The organism is Klebsiella sp. DY2415 (assembly GCF_026314315.1).
GTDB lineage: Bacteria > Pseudomonadota > Gammaproteobacteria > Enterobacterales > Enterobacteriaceae > Klebsiella > Klebsiella ornithinolytica.
In genome coordinates this window covers 3,429,864-3,446,646 of sequence record NZ_CP111115.1, presented here as the reverse complement: position 1 = coordinate 3,446,646, position 16,783 = coordinate 3,429,864, and the positions used below count along the sequence as shown (strand labels likewise).

The window sequence follows — 16,783 nt, the reverse complement described above, 5'->3', positions numbered from 1 at the left end:
GTTATCAGGATCCCTTCTTGATTCGCTCGATATGTGTACCCTAAATATTTCGAATTGCTGCTCAAAAACACCTCAGGCATTGTTGAACAGCGCTTGCACTGACCCCGAAGGGACAAGGCCACAGGCCAGGTTACGCGGCAAGTGAGCGACAAATTCGCCAGGAACGAACCTGAACAGTCGACGATGCCTCTGGCGAGGGACAAAGAGGTCCCTCATTTTGCCGATTGCGACCCGATGAGCTTACGCAGGTAAGTGATTCGGGTAAATCAGCGTCGCCAATGCACATGCAGCTTGAAGTATGACGGGTATATAAGGGCAAACCGCTAATATTCAATGTTGATGATTATCCGCGATTGACCCGTATTCGCCAACCTGATTGACGGTGAGAGGACCCGCCACGGGAAAGATTCTGATAGATATGCGCTGACTAATCAAATATCCATTTGATTTATCTTTACTTTTTTCTTATTACGCGACAAAAACTTACCGTTTCAGTGATTTACGCGTTGTGCTATGCCATATATACTCGTGCATCGGCTATCAGCAACCAGATGGATTACATGTACCAACCTGCCGCACTCTTTATCGGCCTTCGCTACATGCGCGGGCGCGCAGCCGACCGCTTCGGTCGTTTCGTCTCCTGGCTATCCACCATCGGCATTACGCTTGGCGTGATGGCGCTGGTGACCGTGCTTTCGGTCATGAACGGCTTCGAGCGCGAGCTGCAGAACAACATCCTGGGGCTGATGCCGCAGGCCATGATCAGCGCACAGCAGGGCTCGGTGAACCCTCAGCAACTGCCGGAAAGCGCCATCAAATTACAGGGCGTTACGCGTATTGCGCCATTAACGACCGGCGATGTGGTGCTGCAAAGCGCCCGCAGCGTCGCAGTTGGCGTGATGCTGGGTATCGACCCGACGCAAAACGATCCGCTCACTCCCTATCTCGTTAACGTGAAGCAAAGCGATCTTCAGGCCGGGAAATATAACGTTATTCTGGGCGAACAGCTTGCCGGTCAGCTGGGGGTCAACCGCGGCGATCGGATTCGGGTCATGGTGCCCTCAGCCAGTCAGTTCACGCCAATGGGGCGGGTGCCCAGCCAACGACTGTTTAACGTTATCGGCACCTTTGCCGCCAACAGTGAAGTGGACGGCTATCAGATGTTGACCAATATCGACGACGCCTCGCGCCTGATGCGCTACCCGCTGGGTAACATTACCGGCTGGCGTCTGTGGTTGAGTCAGCCTTTGCAGGTGGATACCCTCAGCCAGCAGGCGCTGCCGCAGGGAACGAAGTGGCAGGACTGGCGCGAGCGGAAAGGCGAGCTGTTCCAGGCCGTGCGTATGGAAAAAAATATGATGGGCCTGCTGCTGAGCCTGATCGTGGCCGTTGCGGCGTTTAATATCATTACCTCGCTGGGGATGATGGTCATGGAAAAACAGGGCGAGGTGGCGATTTTGCAAACCCTGGGGCTAACCCCGCGACAGATTATGCTGGTCTTTATGGTCCAGGGGGCCAGCGCCGGGATCGTCGGCGCTTTGCTTGGCGCCGCATTCGGCGTACTGCTTGCCAGCCAGTTAAATAATTTAATGCCGATTATCGGCGCGTTCCTTGACGGCGCTGCGCTGCCGGTCGCAATCGAGCCTTTACAGGTGACGATTATCGTTCTGGTGGCCATGGTGCTGGCATTGTTATCAACGTTGTATCCTTCCTGGCGCGCTGCCGCCACTCAACCCGCTGAGGCTTTACGTTATGAATAAGATCCTGCTGCAATGCGACAATCTGTGCAAACGCTATCAGGAAGGCACTGTGCAAACCGACGTGTTGCACAATGTCAGCTTCAGCATTGAGGAAGGGGAGATGATGGCGATTGTCGGTACCTCGGGTTCCGGGAAAAGTACGCTGCTCCATCTGCTCGGCGGACTGGATACGCCGACCTCCGGCGATGTGATCTTCTCCGGGCAGTCGATGAACCGGCTCTCTGCGGCCGCGCGAGCCGACCTGCGTAACCGTGAACTGGGTTTTATCTATCAGTTCCACCACCTGTTGCCGGATTTCACCGCCCTTGAAAACGTGGCAATGCCGCTGCTGATTGGCAAACAGAAAGCAGCGGATATTGAACGTCAGGCTAAGGCGATGCTGCATGCCGTGGGGCTGGAACACCGCAGCAACCACCGCCCGTCAGAGCTATCCGGCGGCGAGCGCCAGCGGGTGGCGATTGCCCGGGCGCTGGTCAACAAGCCGCGGCTGGTGCTGGCGGATGAGCCGACCGGTAACCTCGATGCCCGCAACGCCGACAGTATTTTTCAGCTGCTGGGGGAACTGAACGTTGCCCAGCGCACCGCTTTTCTGGTGGTGACCCACGACCTGCAACTGGCCAAACGGATGAATCGCCAGCTGGAGATGCGTGATGGCCATCTGGACGCGGAACTGACCCTGATGGGGGCCAGGTAATGACTTCTCCGTTATCGTTATTGATTGCCCTGCGTTTTAGCCGCGGGCGGCGGCGTGGCGGCATGGTGTCGCTGATTTCGGTGATTTCAACCATCGGGATTGCGCTCGGGGTGGCGGTATTGATCGTCGGCCTCAGCGCAATGAACGGTTTTGAACGTGAGCTGAACAACCGAATTCTGGCCGTGGTGCCGCATGGCGAAATCGAGCCGGTGAAGCAGCCGTGGACCAACTGGAACGACGCGCTGGCGAAGGTGGAAAAGGTTAAAGGGATCGTTGCCGCGGCGCCGTATATTAACTTCACCGGGCTGGTGGAGAGCGGCAGCAACATGCGCGCCATTCAGGTCAAGGGTGTCGATCCGCAGCAGGAAAGCCGCCTGAGTTCGCTGCCTCAGTTTGTTCAGAATAACGCGTGGGCTAATTTTAAAGCCGGCGAACAGCAGGTCATTCTCGGTAAAGGGGTGGCGGATGCGCTGCACGTGAAGCAGGGCGACTGGGTTTCCATCATGATCCCCAACTCTGACGCCGAACATCAGCTCCTGCAGCCGAAACGCGTCAGGCTGCATGTGACCGGGATTTTGCAGCTCAGCGGCCAGCTCGATCACAGTTTTGCGATGATCCCGATGAGCGATGCCCAACAGTATCTGGAGATGGCTGGTAGCGTGACCGGGATTGCGATTAAAGTTACCGATGTGTTCCACGCCAACACGCTGGTGCGTGATGCCGGCGAAGTGACCAACAGCTACGTTTACATCAAAAGCTGGATCGGGACTTACGGTTATATGTATCGTGATATTCAGATGATCCGCGCCATTATGTACCTCGCGATGGTGCTGGTGATCGGCGTGGCCTGCTTTAACATCGTTTCCACCCTGGTGATGGCGGTGAAAGATAAAAGCAGCGATATTGCGGTACTGCGCACGCTCGGGGCGAAAGATGGCCTGATCCGCGCCATTTTTGTCTGGTATGGTTTGCTTGCCGGTTCGGTCGGGAGCCTGATTGGCGTGGCGATCGGCGTCATTTGTGCGCTGAATCTGACGTCCATCATCAACGGCCTCGAATACCTGATCGGGCACAAATTCTTGTCCGGCGACATCTATTTTATTGACTTCCTGCCGTCTGAACTGCACTGGCTGGATGTTATTTATGTGCTGGTGACGGCACTGTTGCTGAGTTTGCTGGCCAGCTGGTATCCCGCCCGCCGCGCCAGCCGCATAGACCCGGCGAGGGTGCTGAGTGGCCAGTAATTCAGTGGATTGCGGGGGATGAACTCGTAGGTCGGGTAAGGCGAAGCCGCCGCCTGACATTGCGCCCGCTGGCGCTTCGCTTGCGCGGACCTACAAGAACTTCTGTCGTCCACTCTTTACGTCCTGACCTTTTCGGTCAGTAAAGAGGAATTGCTATGTACTACGGATTTGACATTGGTGGCAGCAAAATAGCGCTGGGCGTGTTTGATAGCGCGCGGCGATTGCAGTGGGAAAAACGCGTTGCCACGCCGAAGGAGAGTTATGCCGACTTTCTGCAGGCGGTAGAGGCGCTGGTCCATGAAGCTGACAGCCGCTTTGACTGTCAGGGGACGGTGGGGATTGGGATTCCGGGAATGCCGGAAACTGCGGACGGCACGCTGTATGCTGCCAATGTTCCCGCAGCCAGCGGTCAGTCGCTGCGCAGCGATCTGAGCGCCCGGCTCGGGCGTGAAGTCCGTCTGGATAACGATGCCAACTGCTTTGCTCTCTCCGAAGCCTGGGACGATGAATTTACGCAATATCCGCTGGTCATGGGGCTGATTCTCGGTACCGGAGTGGGCGGCGGCCTGGTCCTCAACGGTAAATCGATTACCGGACATAGCTATATTACCGGTGAATTTGGCCATATCCGGCTGCCGGTGGATGCGCTGGAGGTGGTGGGGCGTGATTTCCCGCTCACCCGCTGCGGCTGCGGCCAGCTGGGCTGCATTGAAAACTATCTCTCCGGCCGCGGTTTTGCCTGGCTCTATGAACATTTCTATCAACACACCCTGACTTCACCCGACATCGTGGCGCTCTGGCAGCAGGGCGATGCGCGGGCGCGTGAGCACGTCGAACGCTATCTTGACCTGCTGGCGGTCTGTCTGGGTAATATTCTGACTATCGTTGATCCGGATCTGCTGGTGCTTGGCGGAGGATTGTCTAACTTTACTGCCATAAGCGAAGGGCTGGCGCAGCGCCTGCCGCGACATTTACTTCCGGTTGCCCGGGTACCGCGTATTGAACGTGCGCGCCATGGCGATGCCGGAGGTATGCGCGGTGCGGCCTTCCTTCATTTGACTCATTAACCACAGGGGGAGCTATGTTGTCGCGCCGCTTACACCGATTGAGCCGTTTTCGTCGCAATAAACGTCGCTTGCGTGAACGTCTGCGCCAGCGGATTTTTTTTAAAGAGGATAAGGCGGCTGTGGAAACAGTAGATAAACCCAGGGTTGTGGTGCTGACCGGCGCCGGCATTTCGGCGGAGTCAGGTATTAAAACGTTTCGCGCGGCCGATGGTTTGTGGGAAGAGCACCGGGTGGAAGATGTGGCGACGCCGGAAGGCTTCGCCCGCGATCCTGCGCTGGTGCAGGCATTTTATAACGCCCGTCGCCGGCAGCTGCAGAGCCCCGAGATAGCGCCGAATGCGGCACATCAGGCGCTGGCGCGGCTGGAAGCGGCGTTGGGCGATCGATTTGTGCTGGTCACCCAGAACATTGATAACCTGCACGAACGCGCGGGAAACCGCCGGGTGATTCATATGCACGGCGAGCTGTTGAAGGTGCGCTGTTCGTGGAGCGGACAGGTGCTGGAGTGGACCGGAGACGTCACGGCGGAAGATAAGTGCCACTGCTGTCAGTTCCCGGCGCCGCTGCGCCCGCACGTGGTCTGGTTTGGGGAGATGCCGCTGGGGATGGATGACATTTACAACGCGCTGGCCGATGCCGATATCTTCATCGCCATTGGCACTTCCGGGCACGTTTACCCGGCGGCAGGTTTCGTGCACGAAGCCCGTCTGCAGGGAGCGCATACCGTGGAGCTCAACCTCGAACCCAGCCAGGTCGGCAGCGAATTTGCCGAAAAACACTACGGTCTGGCGAGCGAGGTTGTACCGGCATTCGTCGACCGGCTGTTGAAAGATCTCTGATTCCGTCGCGCGATGGCGTTGATTGCCGGGCGCGAAAGACACCAGGCCGCTCTATGTTTTTCATAGGCGGCCTGTTTCATATCGGCCCGATCGTTCCCGCCGGGTATGACAGCAGAGCAGGCGGCAAACCGGAGCAACGGCCAGCGCTCCCCGGTTATGCAGGCCGCGCCACGCGCCACGTTTTATAACGCTTTGTGCATATTGATGACCGCGCGGGCGTTGGACGCGCTGGTGGCGAGGACATCGATGACGCCAGTGCGCAGGGCGCCGAGTATCGCCGTTGCTTTGGTACTTTCCGAGGCGATGGCAATGACGCAGGGGATGGACCGCAGTTGTTCAAGACTCAGGCCGATAACCCGATCGTTCATAACGGTATCGACCGGTTTCCCCTGGATATTGAAAAAACTGTATCCGGCGATATCTCCCACCACTCCCTGATCCTGCCGGGCTGTCGCAATCTCTTTGGGGGAAAACCAGCCGAGCTGAACCATAAAGCTGTTCTCATTCATATCGCCGAGACCAATTATCGCAACGTCAGCTTTGCTGGCCTGCTCAAGGGTCGCTTTGATGAGGCGGTTTTGCATAAATGCCGCTCGCAACTCCGGAGTTTCAACATATGCAGGGGCGTAGAGCGTTTCACTGAAGCCGTTAAATTTACGTGCCAGGTTACGGCTGATGTGATCGGCATCTATGAGCTGGTTGTCGCGTTTGGTTCCGCCGATTCCACAGATAAAACGGCAGTGCCGCTCCGGGAAGATCCCAACGTGGTTGGCGACGGCAGCCACATTGCGCCCTTGTCCGACGGTCACCGTCATATCATTCTTTAAGATGCCGGCAAGGTAGTTACTGACCAACGCCGCCACCTGCTGACGCTGTTCGTCTTCATCATGGTGGTCCAGGGCGATTAAGGCGCGTTTGATGCCGAAATGGGAAATAAACTGCTGCTCTATCTGCGAGCTAAAGACCGGGTGATATTTCACGCTGATCTCCACAATCCCTTCCTGTCGGGCTTTTTTCAGCAGCCGACCGACTTTAATCCGTGAAATGCCGAATCGCTGGGCAATCTCTTCCTGAGTTTGTTCCTGGTCATAATAGGCCACGGCAATTTCGGTCAGCAGTGCATAATCTGGGTCTTGTTCAGTCATCGTTTGGTGTTTCCATCTCTGATGTCCGCCTAATATTACTGCGACTTAAGAATAAATTCCTGTGTAACGCGTTGAACGATTTCACAATAGCCAGTGGCGTCCCAGGCCGCCCGGCCAATGAAGAGACCGTCGACATCCTCTTGTTGCAGTAATTCCACCGCATTTTGCTTGTCAACGCTGCCGCCGTAGAGCAGGGGGATTTGCAGCCCGGTTTCCTGACCAAAAAGTTCACATAGCCCCTGGCGTAGCGCCCGATGGATCTCTCCTGCTTGCTCCGGACGGGCCGGCGTACCCTGTTCGCCAATCGCCCAGATTGGTTCATAGGCAACAAGCGTGTCTACAACCTGCTGCCGGCTTAAGCCATGAAGGGCGATTTTCATCTGACGGACGACCGTTTCGCGCGAGACCTGCCAGCTTTTCTCTTCGGCGCTGTCGCCAATACATATCAGCGGACGCAAGCCATGACGCAACGCGCTATGGACCTTTCTGTTAATGGCGGCGTCGGTTTCGTTGAAGGCACCGCGTCGTTCGGAATGACCGAGCTCAACAAGCGTCGCTCCCGCTTCCAGCAGCATGTCTGCGGATATTTCACCTGTCCATGGACCGCTGTCGGCTTCATGCATATTTTGCGCGCCGGTCAGACAGCGAATATGTCGCTCCTGCAAATAGCGGCTGACCGGATGAATGGCCGTAAAAGGAGGGATGACAAAAGGCTGAATATCCGGATGAACAACCTGCCCCAGACGCTGCGCCAAAATCTCGCACCATTGCATCGCTTCGGAAAGCGGCTTGTTCATCTTCCAACTGGTGCCTAACCAAATTGTCTTCATCTTTCGTTCTCCATCGTAAGTAAATCAATGCGTTGTGAACATGGTTTATTCACCGCTGTGAAAGATTGAACTTTTTATCACTGTGTGAACATATGTTAGATCACATTTTTTTATTAAATAATTCGGTTGATTTTTTTATGTGACAAAGATCACCAATATCTTCTTAATCCTCAGGTAATGTTTTGCTCATATGATTAGCAAGTGAACATATGAACAAAATGACGTTCAACTACGAGAGGCCCACGATGTCACAAGAAAAAAAACCTGTTGTCGCAATCACTATCGGCGATCCTGCTGGGATCGGCCCGGAGATCACCGTTGCCACCATGATGGATAAAAGCGTGTATGACGAGTGCCAACCTTTTCTGATTGGATCGATCCCCATTGTCGCCCGGGCGATGAAGATCATGGGATGTGATTTTGCGTTGAACAAAATCACACACCCGGAGGAAGCGCTGTATCGCTGGGGAACCATCGATGTGATGGAAACCGGCGATTACGATTGCGACAGCATTGAATGGGGAAAAGTGCAGCAGTTGGCGGGAAAAATGTCGCTAGATTATGTGATGAAATCCATCGAATTAGGTAAAGCAGGCCTGATTGATGTGGTCTCGACGGCGCCGATTCATAAAGAAGCGATTAAGCTGGCAGGCTGTAAATTACCGGGTCATACCGAGATCTATCAGGTTGAAACGCAGTCAGATTATGGCCTGACGATGTTTCATGTTCAAAAATTGCGGGTGTTCTTCGTCAGTCGCCACATGGCGTTGAAAGCGGCGTGTGATTATGCCAACAAAGAACGCGTGCTGGCCTGCGTACAGCAAATTCACCATGAGTTCACCGCCCTCAAAATTGCCAATCCGCGTATCGCGGTTGCGGCGCTTAACCCGCACGCTTCTGATAACGGCCTGTTTGGTCACGAGGAAGCGGACAACCTGATTCCGGCGGTGAAGGCGGCGCAGGAGATGGGAATCAATGCGATTGGCCCGGTTCCGGCGGATTCGGTATTCCATCTTGGCAAGCAGGGACGTTATGACGCGATCCTTTCCCTGTACCACGACCAGGGGCATATCGCCTGCAAAACCCTCGACTTTGAACGCTCCATTACTATCACCTTCGGCCTGCCGTTTATGCGCAGCTCCGTTGACCACGGGACCGCTTTCGATATTGCCGGTACTGGCAAAGCAGGAACCGTCAGCATGCTGGAATCGACGCTGGTCGCGGCGCGTTACTGGAAAATGAAACATCAATAATCGCGGGCGTTAATGCGAATCAATGAGGACAAAGAGATGGAAAAGCATCTGTTGATTAGCAAAGGCAGTAAAGGCTGGGGTGGGCCGCTGACGATTGATATCCATCAGAGCAAAAAGATTGCTTATATCACCGGGGGATTGGTTCCCCCGGTTGTTGAACGACTGAGTGAGCTGACCGGCTGGCCTTCCGTTGACGTCTTTAAGAACGGCGAGCCACCGGAAGACGAAATTGGTTTGATGGTTATTGATTGCGGCGGTACGTTGCGCTGTGGGCTCTATCCGAAACGGGGTATTCCGACTATCAACCTGCATCCAACCGGTAAAAGCGGTCCGCTGGCGGAGTTTATTCATGAAGGCATCTATGTTTCCGGCGTGACGCCGGCCTGCATCGAAATGGTCTGGCCGCAAGGGGAAGGCGGTAAGCTGGGGATCGTCGCCGACGATCTGACCGGTGCGACCACCGTTGGGGTATTACTGGCGCGCAGCGGTTTAAAAACCGCCGCGTTCTTCGATACCGAATCCTTCGCTCGCAATGAGGTGGAGTATCCGGCGATGGTGGTCAGCAGCGACAGCCGTCCTCTGCCGAAAGCGGAAGCCCAGCAGCAGGTCAGCGCCGCGGTGAAACAGCTGCAGACCCGCGGCGCGCACTACTTTACCAAGCGTATCGATACCACCCTGCGCGGCGGCATAGGTTTTGAAATCGACGCCATGCTGGAGCAACTGCCGCTGGAAACGGTTGCCGTTGTGGTGCCGGCTATGCCGCAGTCGCGGCGTATTCTGGTTGGCGGCTACTCGGTGATTGACTCCGTCGCGCTTTCACGCACAGATGTGGCACGCGATGTACGCACTCCGGTTACCGAGTCCTGGGTGCCGGGGCTGCTGGCGGCGCAGACTCATCATCAGGTTGGACATATCGCGCTGGCCTCGGTGATGAAAGGCGAGGGGCAGTTGCAGGAGGATCTCCAGGAACAGCAGCAGCGCGGCGTGCGGGTGATTGTGGTCGATGCCATTACCGTGGAAGATGTCGATGCGATTGCCGGGGCGGTGGTTGCGCTGAACTGGAACGTACTGGCGGTCGACCCGGGCCCCTTTACCGAACGACTGGCGGTGCGTCGTGGCCTGATGCGGGAGACGCGAAGTAGCGTATCAGCGACGACGGCAGCGGAAAGCCAGCGCGGATCGATTCTTGTGGTTGCCGGCAGCGCAACGCCGGTGACGAAAAAGCAGCTCCAGCATCTGATCGCCAATGATGAAAGGGTTTGCCACATCCCCGTTGACGCCGAACTGTTGGTCGACAGGAAAAACGCCGCTGAAATCGAAGTTAATCGCGTGGTACAGCATGCCCGGCAGTGCGTACCGGCGCAGCAGAACGCCATATTCGTTTTTGAATCAGCGTTAACCGGACGACTGCTGGATCTACAGGAAGAAGAACAGCGCTTTGGTCTGGCGCACGGTCAGGCTGCGAAAAATATTAACCAGGGATTGGGGAATATTGTCCGTGAAGTGCTTAGCTGCGCGTCGGGAGAAATTAAAGGTCTGTATATGACCGGTGGCGACACGATGGTGAATGTTCTTAAAGAACTCGGCGCCACGGGAATTGAAATGATTGACTATGTGATACCGCAAACCGATATGGTGCGTATTATCGGCGGCGATTATGCCGGCCTGATTTGCATTGGCAAAGGCGGTTTAACCGGGCCGGATGATATTATTAGCACCATTGTCGAAAGAATTTATAAAGAAGCACAGCAATAATTAATAATTCATATAAATAAAAATCGGCGTAATGGTCGTCTGGGTAGTATTGCGTCGTTATCTCTGTCAAATCATAATTTATGAGTTACCCTATGAACATAAATATACTTGAAAAGATGAATAAGGTGCCAGGCGGTTTAATTATTATCCCACTGCTTGCGGCGATTTTTATTAATACCCTGGCCCCCGAAGTGCTGGGCATCGGCGGCCCGACAACCGCATTATTCAAAGTCGGTTCCAGCGCGATGATGGGGATTTTCCTACTCATTTGCGGCACCTCGATTAATATCCGTCAGGCCGGGCTGCCGCTTTATAAAGGTGCGGTACTGCTATTCCTTAAATGTCTCGCCGGCGCGCTGGCAGTGTGGGCTGCGGGGGCGCTGTTCGGCCCTAACGGTTTCCTCGGGATTTCCACGCTGGCGCTGATTGCCTGTTTAACCAGCTCCAACAGCTCGCTGTATATCGCGCTGTGCAGCAACTACGGCGATGCCAGCGACGCCGGGGCGATCTCCGTCTTCTGCGTCAAGGACGGCCCGTTTGTTACTATGATGGTGCTGGGGGTCAGCGGCCTGGCCAATATTCCTTTCGCCGCGCTGCTGTCGATGCTGATCCCGCTGCTGATTGGGATGCTGTGGGGCAACCTTGATGAGCGCTTTAAACAGCTGTGCGCCGCCGCTCAGCCGCTAATCATTATTATTATGTCGTTTGCTATCGGCGCCAATTCCAGTATCAACACGGTATTTACCGCCGGTCTGTCGGGGATCCTGCTCGGCATTATCTCTGCGGTGACCGGCATTGTGTTCTATTTTATCTACAACCTGTTCCTGAAGAAGAAAACCGCGCTGGGAGCCGCGCTGGGTACGACGGCAGCCAGCTCGGCGCTGACGCCAGCAATGGTCGCTCAAGCCGACCCCTCGCTGGCGATGTACGTTGATGCCGCCACCGCACAGCTGGCGACGGCGAGCATCATCACGATGATTACCGCGCCGGTACTGGTGGCCTGGTTTGATAAACGTCTGAAAAAGCGCGCGCCGGTGGTTGAACCGGTGAAAGAAAAGAGCAGTGAAGAGAAGGTGGCATTATCTTCTCATGCCGCAAAAGGAAACAAATAATATGACTGTGCCGTTGTATTCATTACTTATCACGGCTGTCGGGGAGTATGTTGAAAACTATCTGCAGGAACAGAAGCTAATCTTATTCTCTGAGCCCGTTCCTGACGATATTGCGATGTATTGCGCGGTACACCGGGGCAGTGAGCTAACGGCTGAATTATCACCCGGGCAGATAATGAAAATAAATCAGGCTATTTATCGGGTGACGGCGGTAGGTAGTGTTGCAACGGCAAATTTAAAACAGCTTGGCCATATCACTTTAAATTTTGATGGTGCTGCAACGGCTGAATTACCGGGGATGGTACATCTGTGTGGTCAATCACCACATGATATCCAGCGTGGTGACCGAATATCTTTCTATCAGGATCTAAATTAAGACCTGGAGCTAAATTAAGGAAATTATCATGAAAACAATCGCTATTGGTGCGGATGATGCCGCCTATGCTTTCCGCGACGCTATCGTCGCTTATCTGAATGGGCTCGGGATGAAGGTCGCGGATTACAGCAGCGATAAACGCCAGGGCAGTACGGTCTATCCGGATGTTGCTCATGCGGTGGCGATGTCGATAAAGCAGGGCGAGCACGATCGCGGCATCCTGATTTGCGGCACCGGTATTGGGATGAGCATTGTGGCGAATAAAGTACCGGGAGTACGTGCCGCCCAATGCCACGATACTTTCTCCGCCGAGCGGGCGCGCAAAAGTAATAACGCGCAGATTATTACCCTTGGCGCGCGCGTGATTGGTCCGGAGCTGGGCAAAAAAATTATTCAGGCCTGGCTTGAATCCGAATATGAAGGCGGCGGCTCCGCGTCAAAAGTGGAGCGTATCGACTATTACGAACACCAGCACGCCAGAGATTAATATCCGCAGTCGTAATATAAGGAACAGACTATGAGCCAGTTAGACGAGCTGAAAAAATATACCACCGTGGTGGCCGATACCGGTGATATCGAATCGATTAAAAAGTTTGCCCCGCAGGATGCCACCACCAACCCTTCGCTGGTGCTGAAGGCCGCGCAGCTCCCGCAATATCAGGCGCTGATTGCCGACGCAATCGGCAAGGCGCGTCAGCAGGGCGGCAGCGCAGAAACCCAGCTGATTAACGCCTGTGATCAGGTCGCGGTGGATATCGGCACTGAGGTGCTACGTCACGTGCCGGGGCGTATTTCTACCGAAGTCGATGCCCGTTTTGCCTGGGATCGCGGGATGTGCGTGTCGAAAGCGCGCAAGCTTATCCAGATGTATGCAAAGAACGGCATTGGGCCGGAGCGCATCCTCATCAAACTCGCCGCCACCTGGGAGGGCATTCGCGCCGCAGAGGAGCTGGAGCAGAGCGGCATCAACTGTAATCTGACCCTGCTGTTCTCCTTCGCACAGGCGCGGGCCTGCGCCGAAGCGGGCGTCTTTTTAATCTCGCCGTTCGTCGGGCGTATTTATGACTGGTATCAGAAAAACCAGCCGCAGGCTGAGTATCAGGTCGACAGCGATCCGGGCGTGGTTTCCGTGCGCCAGATTTATCAGTACTACAAATCTCACGGCTACGACACCGTGGTGATGGGGGCTAGCTTCCGCCGCATTGAGCAGATCCAGGCGCTGGCGGGCTGTGACCGTCTGACCATCTCCCCGGCGCTGCTCGATGAGCTGGCCGCCAGTGCAGGGACGCTGAGTCGCCAGCTGGCGCCAGGCTGCGTCACGGAAACTCGCCCCAGCCCGATGACGCAGGCGGCGTTCCTCTGGCAGCATCATCAGGATCCGATGGCGGTGGAAAAACTGGCGGAAGGTATCCGGCTGTTCGCCGTCGATCAGGTCAAACTGGAAAACCAGATTCAGCAGATGCTGTAAGGGCAGGGAAAGAAGCTCATGAACACCACGAAAACCCCCCGCCGTCTGTGCGCCAACGCGCTGCGTGCGCTGAGCATGGACGCGGTACAGAAAGCCAAATCCGGCCACCCCGGTGCCCCGATGGGGATGGCTGACATTGCGGAGGTCCTGTGGCGGGACTTCCTGAGACATAACCCGAACAACCCGGCCTGGGCCGACCGCGACCGCTTTGTGCTGTCCAACGGCCACGGCTCGATGCTGATTTACAGCCTGCTGCACCTCACCGGTTATGATCTGCCGATCGAAGAGCTGAAAAACTTCCGTCAGCTGCACTCTAAGACGCCGGGCCACCCGGAAGTGGGCTACACCGCTGGCGTAGAAACCACCACCGGCCCGCTGGGTCAGGGTATTGCTAACGCCGTGGGCATGGCTATCGCGGAAAAAACGCTGGCCGCGCAGTTCAACCGTCCGGGCCACGATATCGTTGACCACTTCACCTACGCCTTCATGGGCGACGGCTGCATGATGGAAGGGATCTCTCACGAGGTCTGCTCCCTGGCCGGTACCCTGAAACTGGGTAAACTGGTGGCGTTCTATGATGACAACGGTATCTCCATCGACGGTCGTGTGGAAGGCTGGTTCACCGACGACACCGCTAAACGTTTCGAAGCCTACGGCTGGCACGTGGTGCGCGGCGTTGACGGTCACGACGCAGACGCCATCAAACGTGCGGTAGAAGAAGCGCGTGCGGTCACCGACAAACCGTCCCTGCTGATGTGCAAAACCATCATCGGTTTCGGTTCGCCGAACAAAGCCGGTACCCACGATTCCCACGGCGCGCCGCTGGGCGATGCAGAGATTGCGCTGACCCGCGAACAGCTGGGCTGGAAATACGCGCCGTTCGAAATCCCGTCTGAAATCTACGCACAGTGGGATGCGAAAGAAGCAGGCCAGGCGAAAGAAGCGGCCTGGAACGAGAAGTTCGCTGCTTATGCGAAAGCCTTCCCTCAGGAAGCCGCTGAATTCACCCGTCGTATGAAGGGCGAAATGCCGGCTGACTTCGACGCCAAAGCCAGTGAATTTATCGCTAAGCTGCAGGCTAACCCGGCGAAAATCGCCAGCCGTAAAGCGTCGCAGAATGCGATTGAAGCATTTGGCCCGCTGCTGCCGGAATTCCTCGGCGGCTCTGCTGACCTGGCGCCGTCCAACCTGACTCTGTGGTCTGGTTCGAAAGCGATTAACGAAGACACCGCCGGTAACTATATCCATTACGGCGTGCGTGAATTCGGCATGACCGCGATCGCCAACGGGATCGCTCTGCACGGTGGTTTCCTGCCGTACACCTCCACCTTCCTGATGTTCGTGGAATATGCCCGTAACGCGGTGCGTATGGCGGCGCTGATGAAACAGCGTCAGGTGATGGTCTACACCCACGACTCCATCGGTCTGGGCGAAGATGGCCCGACGCACCAGCCGGTAGAGCAGGTGGCGTCCCTGCGCGTGACCCCGAACATGTCCACATGGCGTCCGTGTGACCAGGTGGAATCGGCGGTGGCGTGGAAATATGGCGTTGAGCGTCACGACGGCCCGACCGCGCTGATCCTCTCCCGTCAGAACCTGGCGCAGCAGGATCGTACTGCAGAGCAGCTGGCGAACATCGCTCGCGGTGGCTACGTGCTGAAAGAGTGCGCCGGTCAGCCGGAGCTGATCTTCATTGCCACCGGCTCTGAAGTGGAGCTGGCGGTGGCCGCGTGGGACAAACTGACTGCCGAAGGGGTGAAAGCGCGCGTGGTCTCCATGCCGTCTACCGACGCGTTCGACAAGCAGGATGCGGCGTACCGTGAATCGGTGCTGCCGAAAGCGGTCTCTGCTCGCGTGGCCATTGAAGCCGGCATCGCCGACTACTGGTTCAAATACGTCGGCCTGAATGGCGCTATCGTTGGCATGACCACCTTCGGTGAGTCTGCGCCGGCAGAGCAGCTGTTCGAAGAGTTCGGCTTCACCGTCGACAACGTGGTCGCGAAAGCGAAAGCGCTGCTGTAGTCATAGCGTCGCAGAACGCGCGGGCTTTGGCTCCATGAAATGAAAAGGGGGTTACCTGACCAACCGGCAGGCAACCCCTTTGACCTCGTCGCCGGGCGGCGCGGTTATTGTTTACCCATCGCGTCTTTGCCCATTTTGTCTTTCGACATTGAATCTTTGGCCATACCATCTTTGCTCATGGCGTCCTTGCTCATACTATCCTTCGACATAGCGTCCTTTGACATCCCATCTTTCGACATACACTCTTTTTTCATGCTATCTTTCGTGCAGTTGTGAGACATCTTACCCATATTATCTTTGGCCATGTTATCTTTCGCCATATTATCGGCAGCGTAGACGCTGGATATACCGAAAAATAAAGCAGAGCACATCAGTAAGGTATTCATTTTTTTCATTTGGTAATTCCTTCATGTTGTATAAATAACGGATGATGACGGCCATAAATTAACTACCCGCGAACCAGTTATAACCCTGGTCTTCCCAGTAGCCGCCGGGGTAACGATTGGTCACTTCAATCGCCATAATATGCTTCGGGTTTTTATAGCCGAGCTTGGTTGGAATTCTTAACTTCATCGGAAAACCATATTTACGCGGCAATAGCTGGCCATCGTAGGTTAATGCAATAATCGTCTGGGGATGGAGCGCAGTGGCCATGTCAATACTGGTATAATAATTATCAGCACAGCGAAAACTGACGTAGCTGGCGCGCAGATCGGCACCGATCCTTTTGAGGAAGAGGGCAAAAGGAACCCCGCCCCATTTACCAATGGCGCTCCATCCTTCCACGCAAATATGCCGTGTGACCTGGCTGACCTGCGCCATTGTATGGAGTTCGGCCAGTGTCCAGGGGCGTTTGTCCGTTACTAATCCCGTAATTTCAAGGCGATAATCGCCGGCATCGATCGTAGGCGCCTGATCCTCGCTATAAAATGCATTAAACGGGAAAGGGCGAGCGATCCTACTTTCGGGATAAACCGGCGCAAGGTTATCAGGATTAAATAACCAGTGTTGAATACGATCGTTAAATCGGGAGATCTGGCTTAAGGTTTTTTCGACCTCGCTGTTATTGCTGATATCGCAACCGGTTAACAGCATCAGGCCGCCAAAGGTTAATCCCTGCCTGATAAAGCGGCGGCGGCCTTCCGATGAGAGCTGCTTGTTAATTTCCCGGCTCGCCTCCTGAACGACGATTGTCTTGTCGGCTGCGGAGAGTAAATT

The 16,783-nt window shown here is 55.5% G+C and carries 16 protein-coding genes; 12 read left to right on the top strand and 4 right to left on the bottom strand.

Features of this window, described 5'->3' with window-relative positions:
• The first annotated feature begins 560 nt into the window (after positions 1–560).
• From lolC to cobB, 5 genes are all read left to right on the top strand, one after another.
• Positions 561–1,760 carry a lipoprotein-releasing ABC transporter permease subunit LolC gene (lolC, locus tag OQV00_RS16430; RefSeq protein WP_015584636.1) on the top strand — a complete coding sequence of 400 codons (1,200 nt, stop codon included), beginning with the start codon at positions 561–563 and terminating at the stop codon, positions 1,758–1,760.
• Entirely contained in the window at positions 1,753–2,454 is a 702-nt protein-coding gene (gene lolD / locus OQV00_RS16425) for a lipoprotein-releasing ABC transporter ATP-binding protein LolD (RefSeq protein WP_004860555.1), read from the top strand. Before lolC ends, lolD begins: the two co-directional genes overlap by 8 nt.
• The gene (gene lolE / locus OQV00_RS16420) at positions 2,454–3,698 is read left to right on the top strand and encodes a lipoprotein-releasing ABC transporter permease subunit LolE (protein ID WP_004860557.1); all 1,245 of its coding nucleotides are present in this window, start codon (positions 2,454–2,456) and stop codon (positions 3,696–3,698) included. The genes lolD and lolE overlap by 1 nt, the downstream gene beginning before the upstream one ends.
• A gap of 155 nt (positions 3,699–3,853) precedes the next feature.
• On the top strand, positions 3,854–4,765 hold the full coding sequence (nagK, locus tag OQV00_RS16415) for an N-acetylglucosamine kinase (RefSeq protein ID WP_004860559.1): 912 nt from the start codon (positions 3,854–3,856) through the stop codon (positions 4,763–4,765).
• 14 nt (positions 4,766–4,779) lie between these two features.
• Positions 4,780–5,604 (top strand): Sir2 family NAD+-dependent deacetylase, encoded by an 825-nt coding sequence (gene cobB, locus OQV00_RS16410; RefSeq protein WP_004860561.1) that lies wholly within the window; start codon positions 4,780–4,782, stop codon positions 5,602–5,604.
• A 182-nt stretch (positions 5,605–5,786) separates the two neighbouring features.
• Here the strand turns inward: cobB and OQV00_RS16405 are convergent, their stop codons facing one another.
• Together OQV00_RS16405 and OQV00_RS16400 are read right to left on the bottom strand one after the other, a co-directional pair.
• Positions 5,787–6,749, bottom strand: coding sequence for a sugar-binding transcriptional regulator (locus tag OQV00_RS16405; protein WP_004860563.1), 963 nt, complete (start codon positions 6,747–6,749; stop codon positions 5,787–5,789).
• A gap of 35 nt (positions 6,750–6,784) precedes the next feature.
• Positions 6,785–7,579, bottom strand: a complete 795-nt coding sequence (locus OQV00_RS16400; protein WP_163980652.1) for a triose-phosphate isomerase — start codon at positions 7,577–7,579, stop codon at positions 6,785–6,787.
• Positions 7,580–7,824: 245 nt separating this feature from the next.
• On the opposite strand from OQV00_RS16400, the gene pdxA reads away from it, so the two are divergent.
• From pdxA to tkt, 7 genes are all read left to right on the top strand, one after another.
• Positions 7,825–8,832, top strand: a complete 1,008-nt coding sequence (gene pdxA, locus OQV00_RS16395) for a 4-hydroxythreonine-4-phosphate dehydrogenase PdxA (protein WP_004860567.1) — start codon at positions 7,825–7,827, stop codon at positions 8,830–8,832.
• A gap of 36 nt (positions 8,833–8,868) precedes the next feature.
• Entirely contained in the window at positions 8,869–10,587 is a 1,719-nt protein-coding gene (locus OQV00_RS16390) for a four-carbon acid sugar kinase family protein (protein WP_088402228.1), read from the top strand.
• A gap of 92 nt (positions 10,588–10,679) precedes the next feature.
• The gene (locus OQV00_RS16385; protein WP_004860575.1) at positions 10,680–11,699 is read left to right on the top strand and encodes a 2-keto-3-deoxygluconate permease; all 1,020 of its coding nucleotides are present in this window, start codon (positions 10,680–10,682) and stop codon (positions 11,697–11,699) included.
• Between the two features lies 1 nt (position 11,700).
• Positions 11,701–12,075, top strand: coding sequence for a PTS glucitol/sorbitol transporter subunit IIA (locus tag OQV00_RS16380; RefSeq protein ID WP_032717213.1), 375 nt, complete (start codon positions 11,701–11,703; stop codon positions 12,073–12,075).
• A 28-nt stretch (positions 12,076–12,103) separates the two neighbouring features.
• Complete coding sequence (gene rpiB / locus OQV00_RS16375; RefSeq protein ID WP_004860583.1) at positions 12,104–12,562, top strand: ribose 5-phosphate isomerase B; 459 nt, start codon at positions 12,104–12,106, stop codon at positions 12,560–12,562.
• A 30-nt stretch (positions 12,563–12,592) separates the two neighbouring features.
• Positions 12,593–13,543: a transaldolase gene (gene tal / locus OQV00_RS16370; protein WP_004860586.1), complete on the top strand. Its 951-nt coding sequence runs from the start codon at positions 12,593–12,595 to the stop codon at positions 13,541–13,543.
• An 18-nt stretch (positions 13,544–13,561) separates the two neighbouring features.
• Positions 13,562–15,565: a transketolase gene (gene tkt, locus OQV00_RS16365; RefSeq protein ID WP_266279050.1), complete on the top strand. Its 2,004-nt coding sequence runs from the start codon at positions 13,562–13,564 to the stop codon at positions 15,563–15,565.
• A 104-nt stretch (positions 15,566–15,669) separates the two neighbouring features.
• Here tkt and OQV00_RS16360 read toward each other — a convergent pair whose 3' ends face one another.
• Together OQV00_RS16360 and OQV00_RS16355 are read right to left on the bottom strand one after the other, a co-directional pair.
• Positions 15,670–15,960, bottom strand: a complete 291-nt coding sequence (locus OQV00_RS16360; RefSeq protein ID WP_032717221.1) for a pentapeptide MXKDX repeat protein — start codon at positions 15,958–15,960, stop codon at positions 15,670–15,672.
• A gap of 49 nt (positions 15,961–16,009) precedes the next feature.
• Complete coding sequence (locus tag OQV00_RS16355) at positions 16,010–16,756, bottom strand: molybdopterin-dependent oxidoreductase (protein WP_370590903.1); 747 nt, start codon at positions 16,754–16,756, stop codon at positions 16,010–16,012.
• Between the last annotated feature and the right edge of the window lie 27 nt (positions 16,757–16,783).

Coding starts and splice junctions, on each gene's coding strand:
- OQV00_RS16400 (WP_163980652.1), bottom strand. CDS start 7,579: ATGAAGACAATTTGGTTAGGCACCAGTTGGAAGATGAACAAGCCGCTT.
- OQV00_RS16385 (WP_004860575.1), top strand. CDS start 10,680: ATGAACATAAATATACTTGAAAAGATGAATAAGGTGCCAGGCGGTTTA.
- tal (WP_004860586.1), top strand. CDS start 12,593: ATGAGCCAGTTAGACGAGCTGAAAAAATATACCACCGTGGTGGCCGAT.
- lolE (WP_004860557.1), top strand. CDS start 2,454: ATGACTTCTCCGTTATCGTTATTGATTGCCCTGCGTTTTAGCCGCGGG.
- OQV00_RS16405 (WP_004860563.1), bottom strand. CDS start 6,749: ATGACTGAACAAGACCCAGATTATGCACTGCTGACCGAAATTGCCGTG.
- lolD (WP_004860555.1), top strand. CDS start 1,753: ATGAATAAGATCCTGCTGCAATGCGACAATCTGTGCAAACGCTATCAG.
- tkt (WP_266279050.1), top strand. CDS start 13,562: ATGAACACCACGAAAACCCCCCGCCGTCTGTGCGCCAACGCGCTGCGT.
- pdxA (WP_004860567.1), top strand. CDS start 7,825: ATGTCACAAGAAAAAAAACCTGTTGTCGCAATCACTATCGGCGATCCT.
- rpiB (WP_004860583.1), top strand. CDS start 12,104: ATGAAAACAATCGCTATTGGTGCGGATGATGCCGCCTATGCTTTCCGC.
- OQV00_RS16360 (WP_032717221.1), bottom strand. CDS start 15,960: ATGAAAAAAATGAATACCTTACTGATGTGCTCTGCTTTATTTTTCGGT.
- cobB (WP_004860561.1), top strand. CDS start 4,780: ATGTTGTCGCGCCGCTTACACCGATTGAGCCGTTTTCGTCGCAATAAA.
- OQV00_RS16390 (WP_088402228.1), top strand. CDS start 8,869: ATGGAAAAGCATCTGTTGATTAGCAAAGGCAGTAAAGGCTGGGGTGGG.
- nagK (WP_004860559.1), top strand. CDS start 3,854: ATGTACTACGGATTTGACATTGGTGGCAGCAAAATAGCGCTGGGCGTG.
- OQV00_RS16380 (WP_032717213.1), top strand. CDS start 11,701: ATGACTGTGCCGTTGTATTCATTACTTATCACGGCTGTCGGGGAGTAT.
- lolC (WP_015584636.1), top strand. CDS start 561: ATGTACCAACCTGCCGCACTCTTTATCGGCCTTCGCTACATGCGCGGG.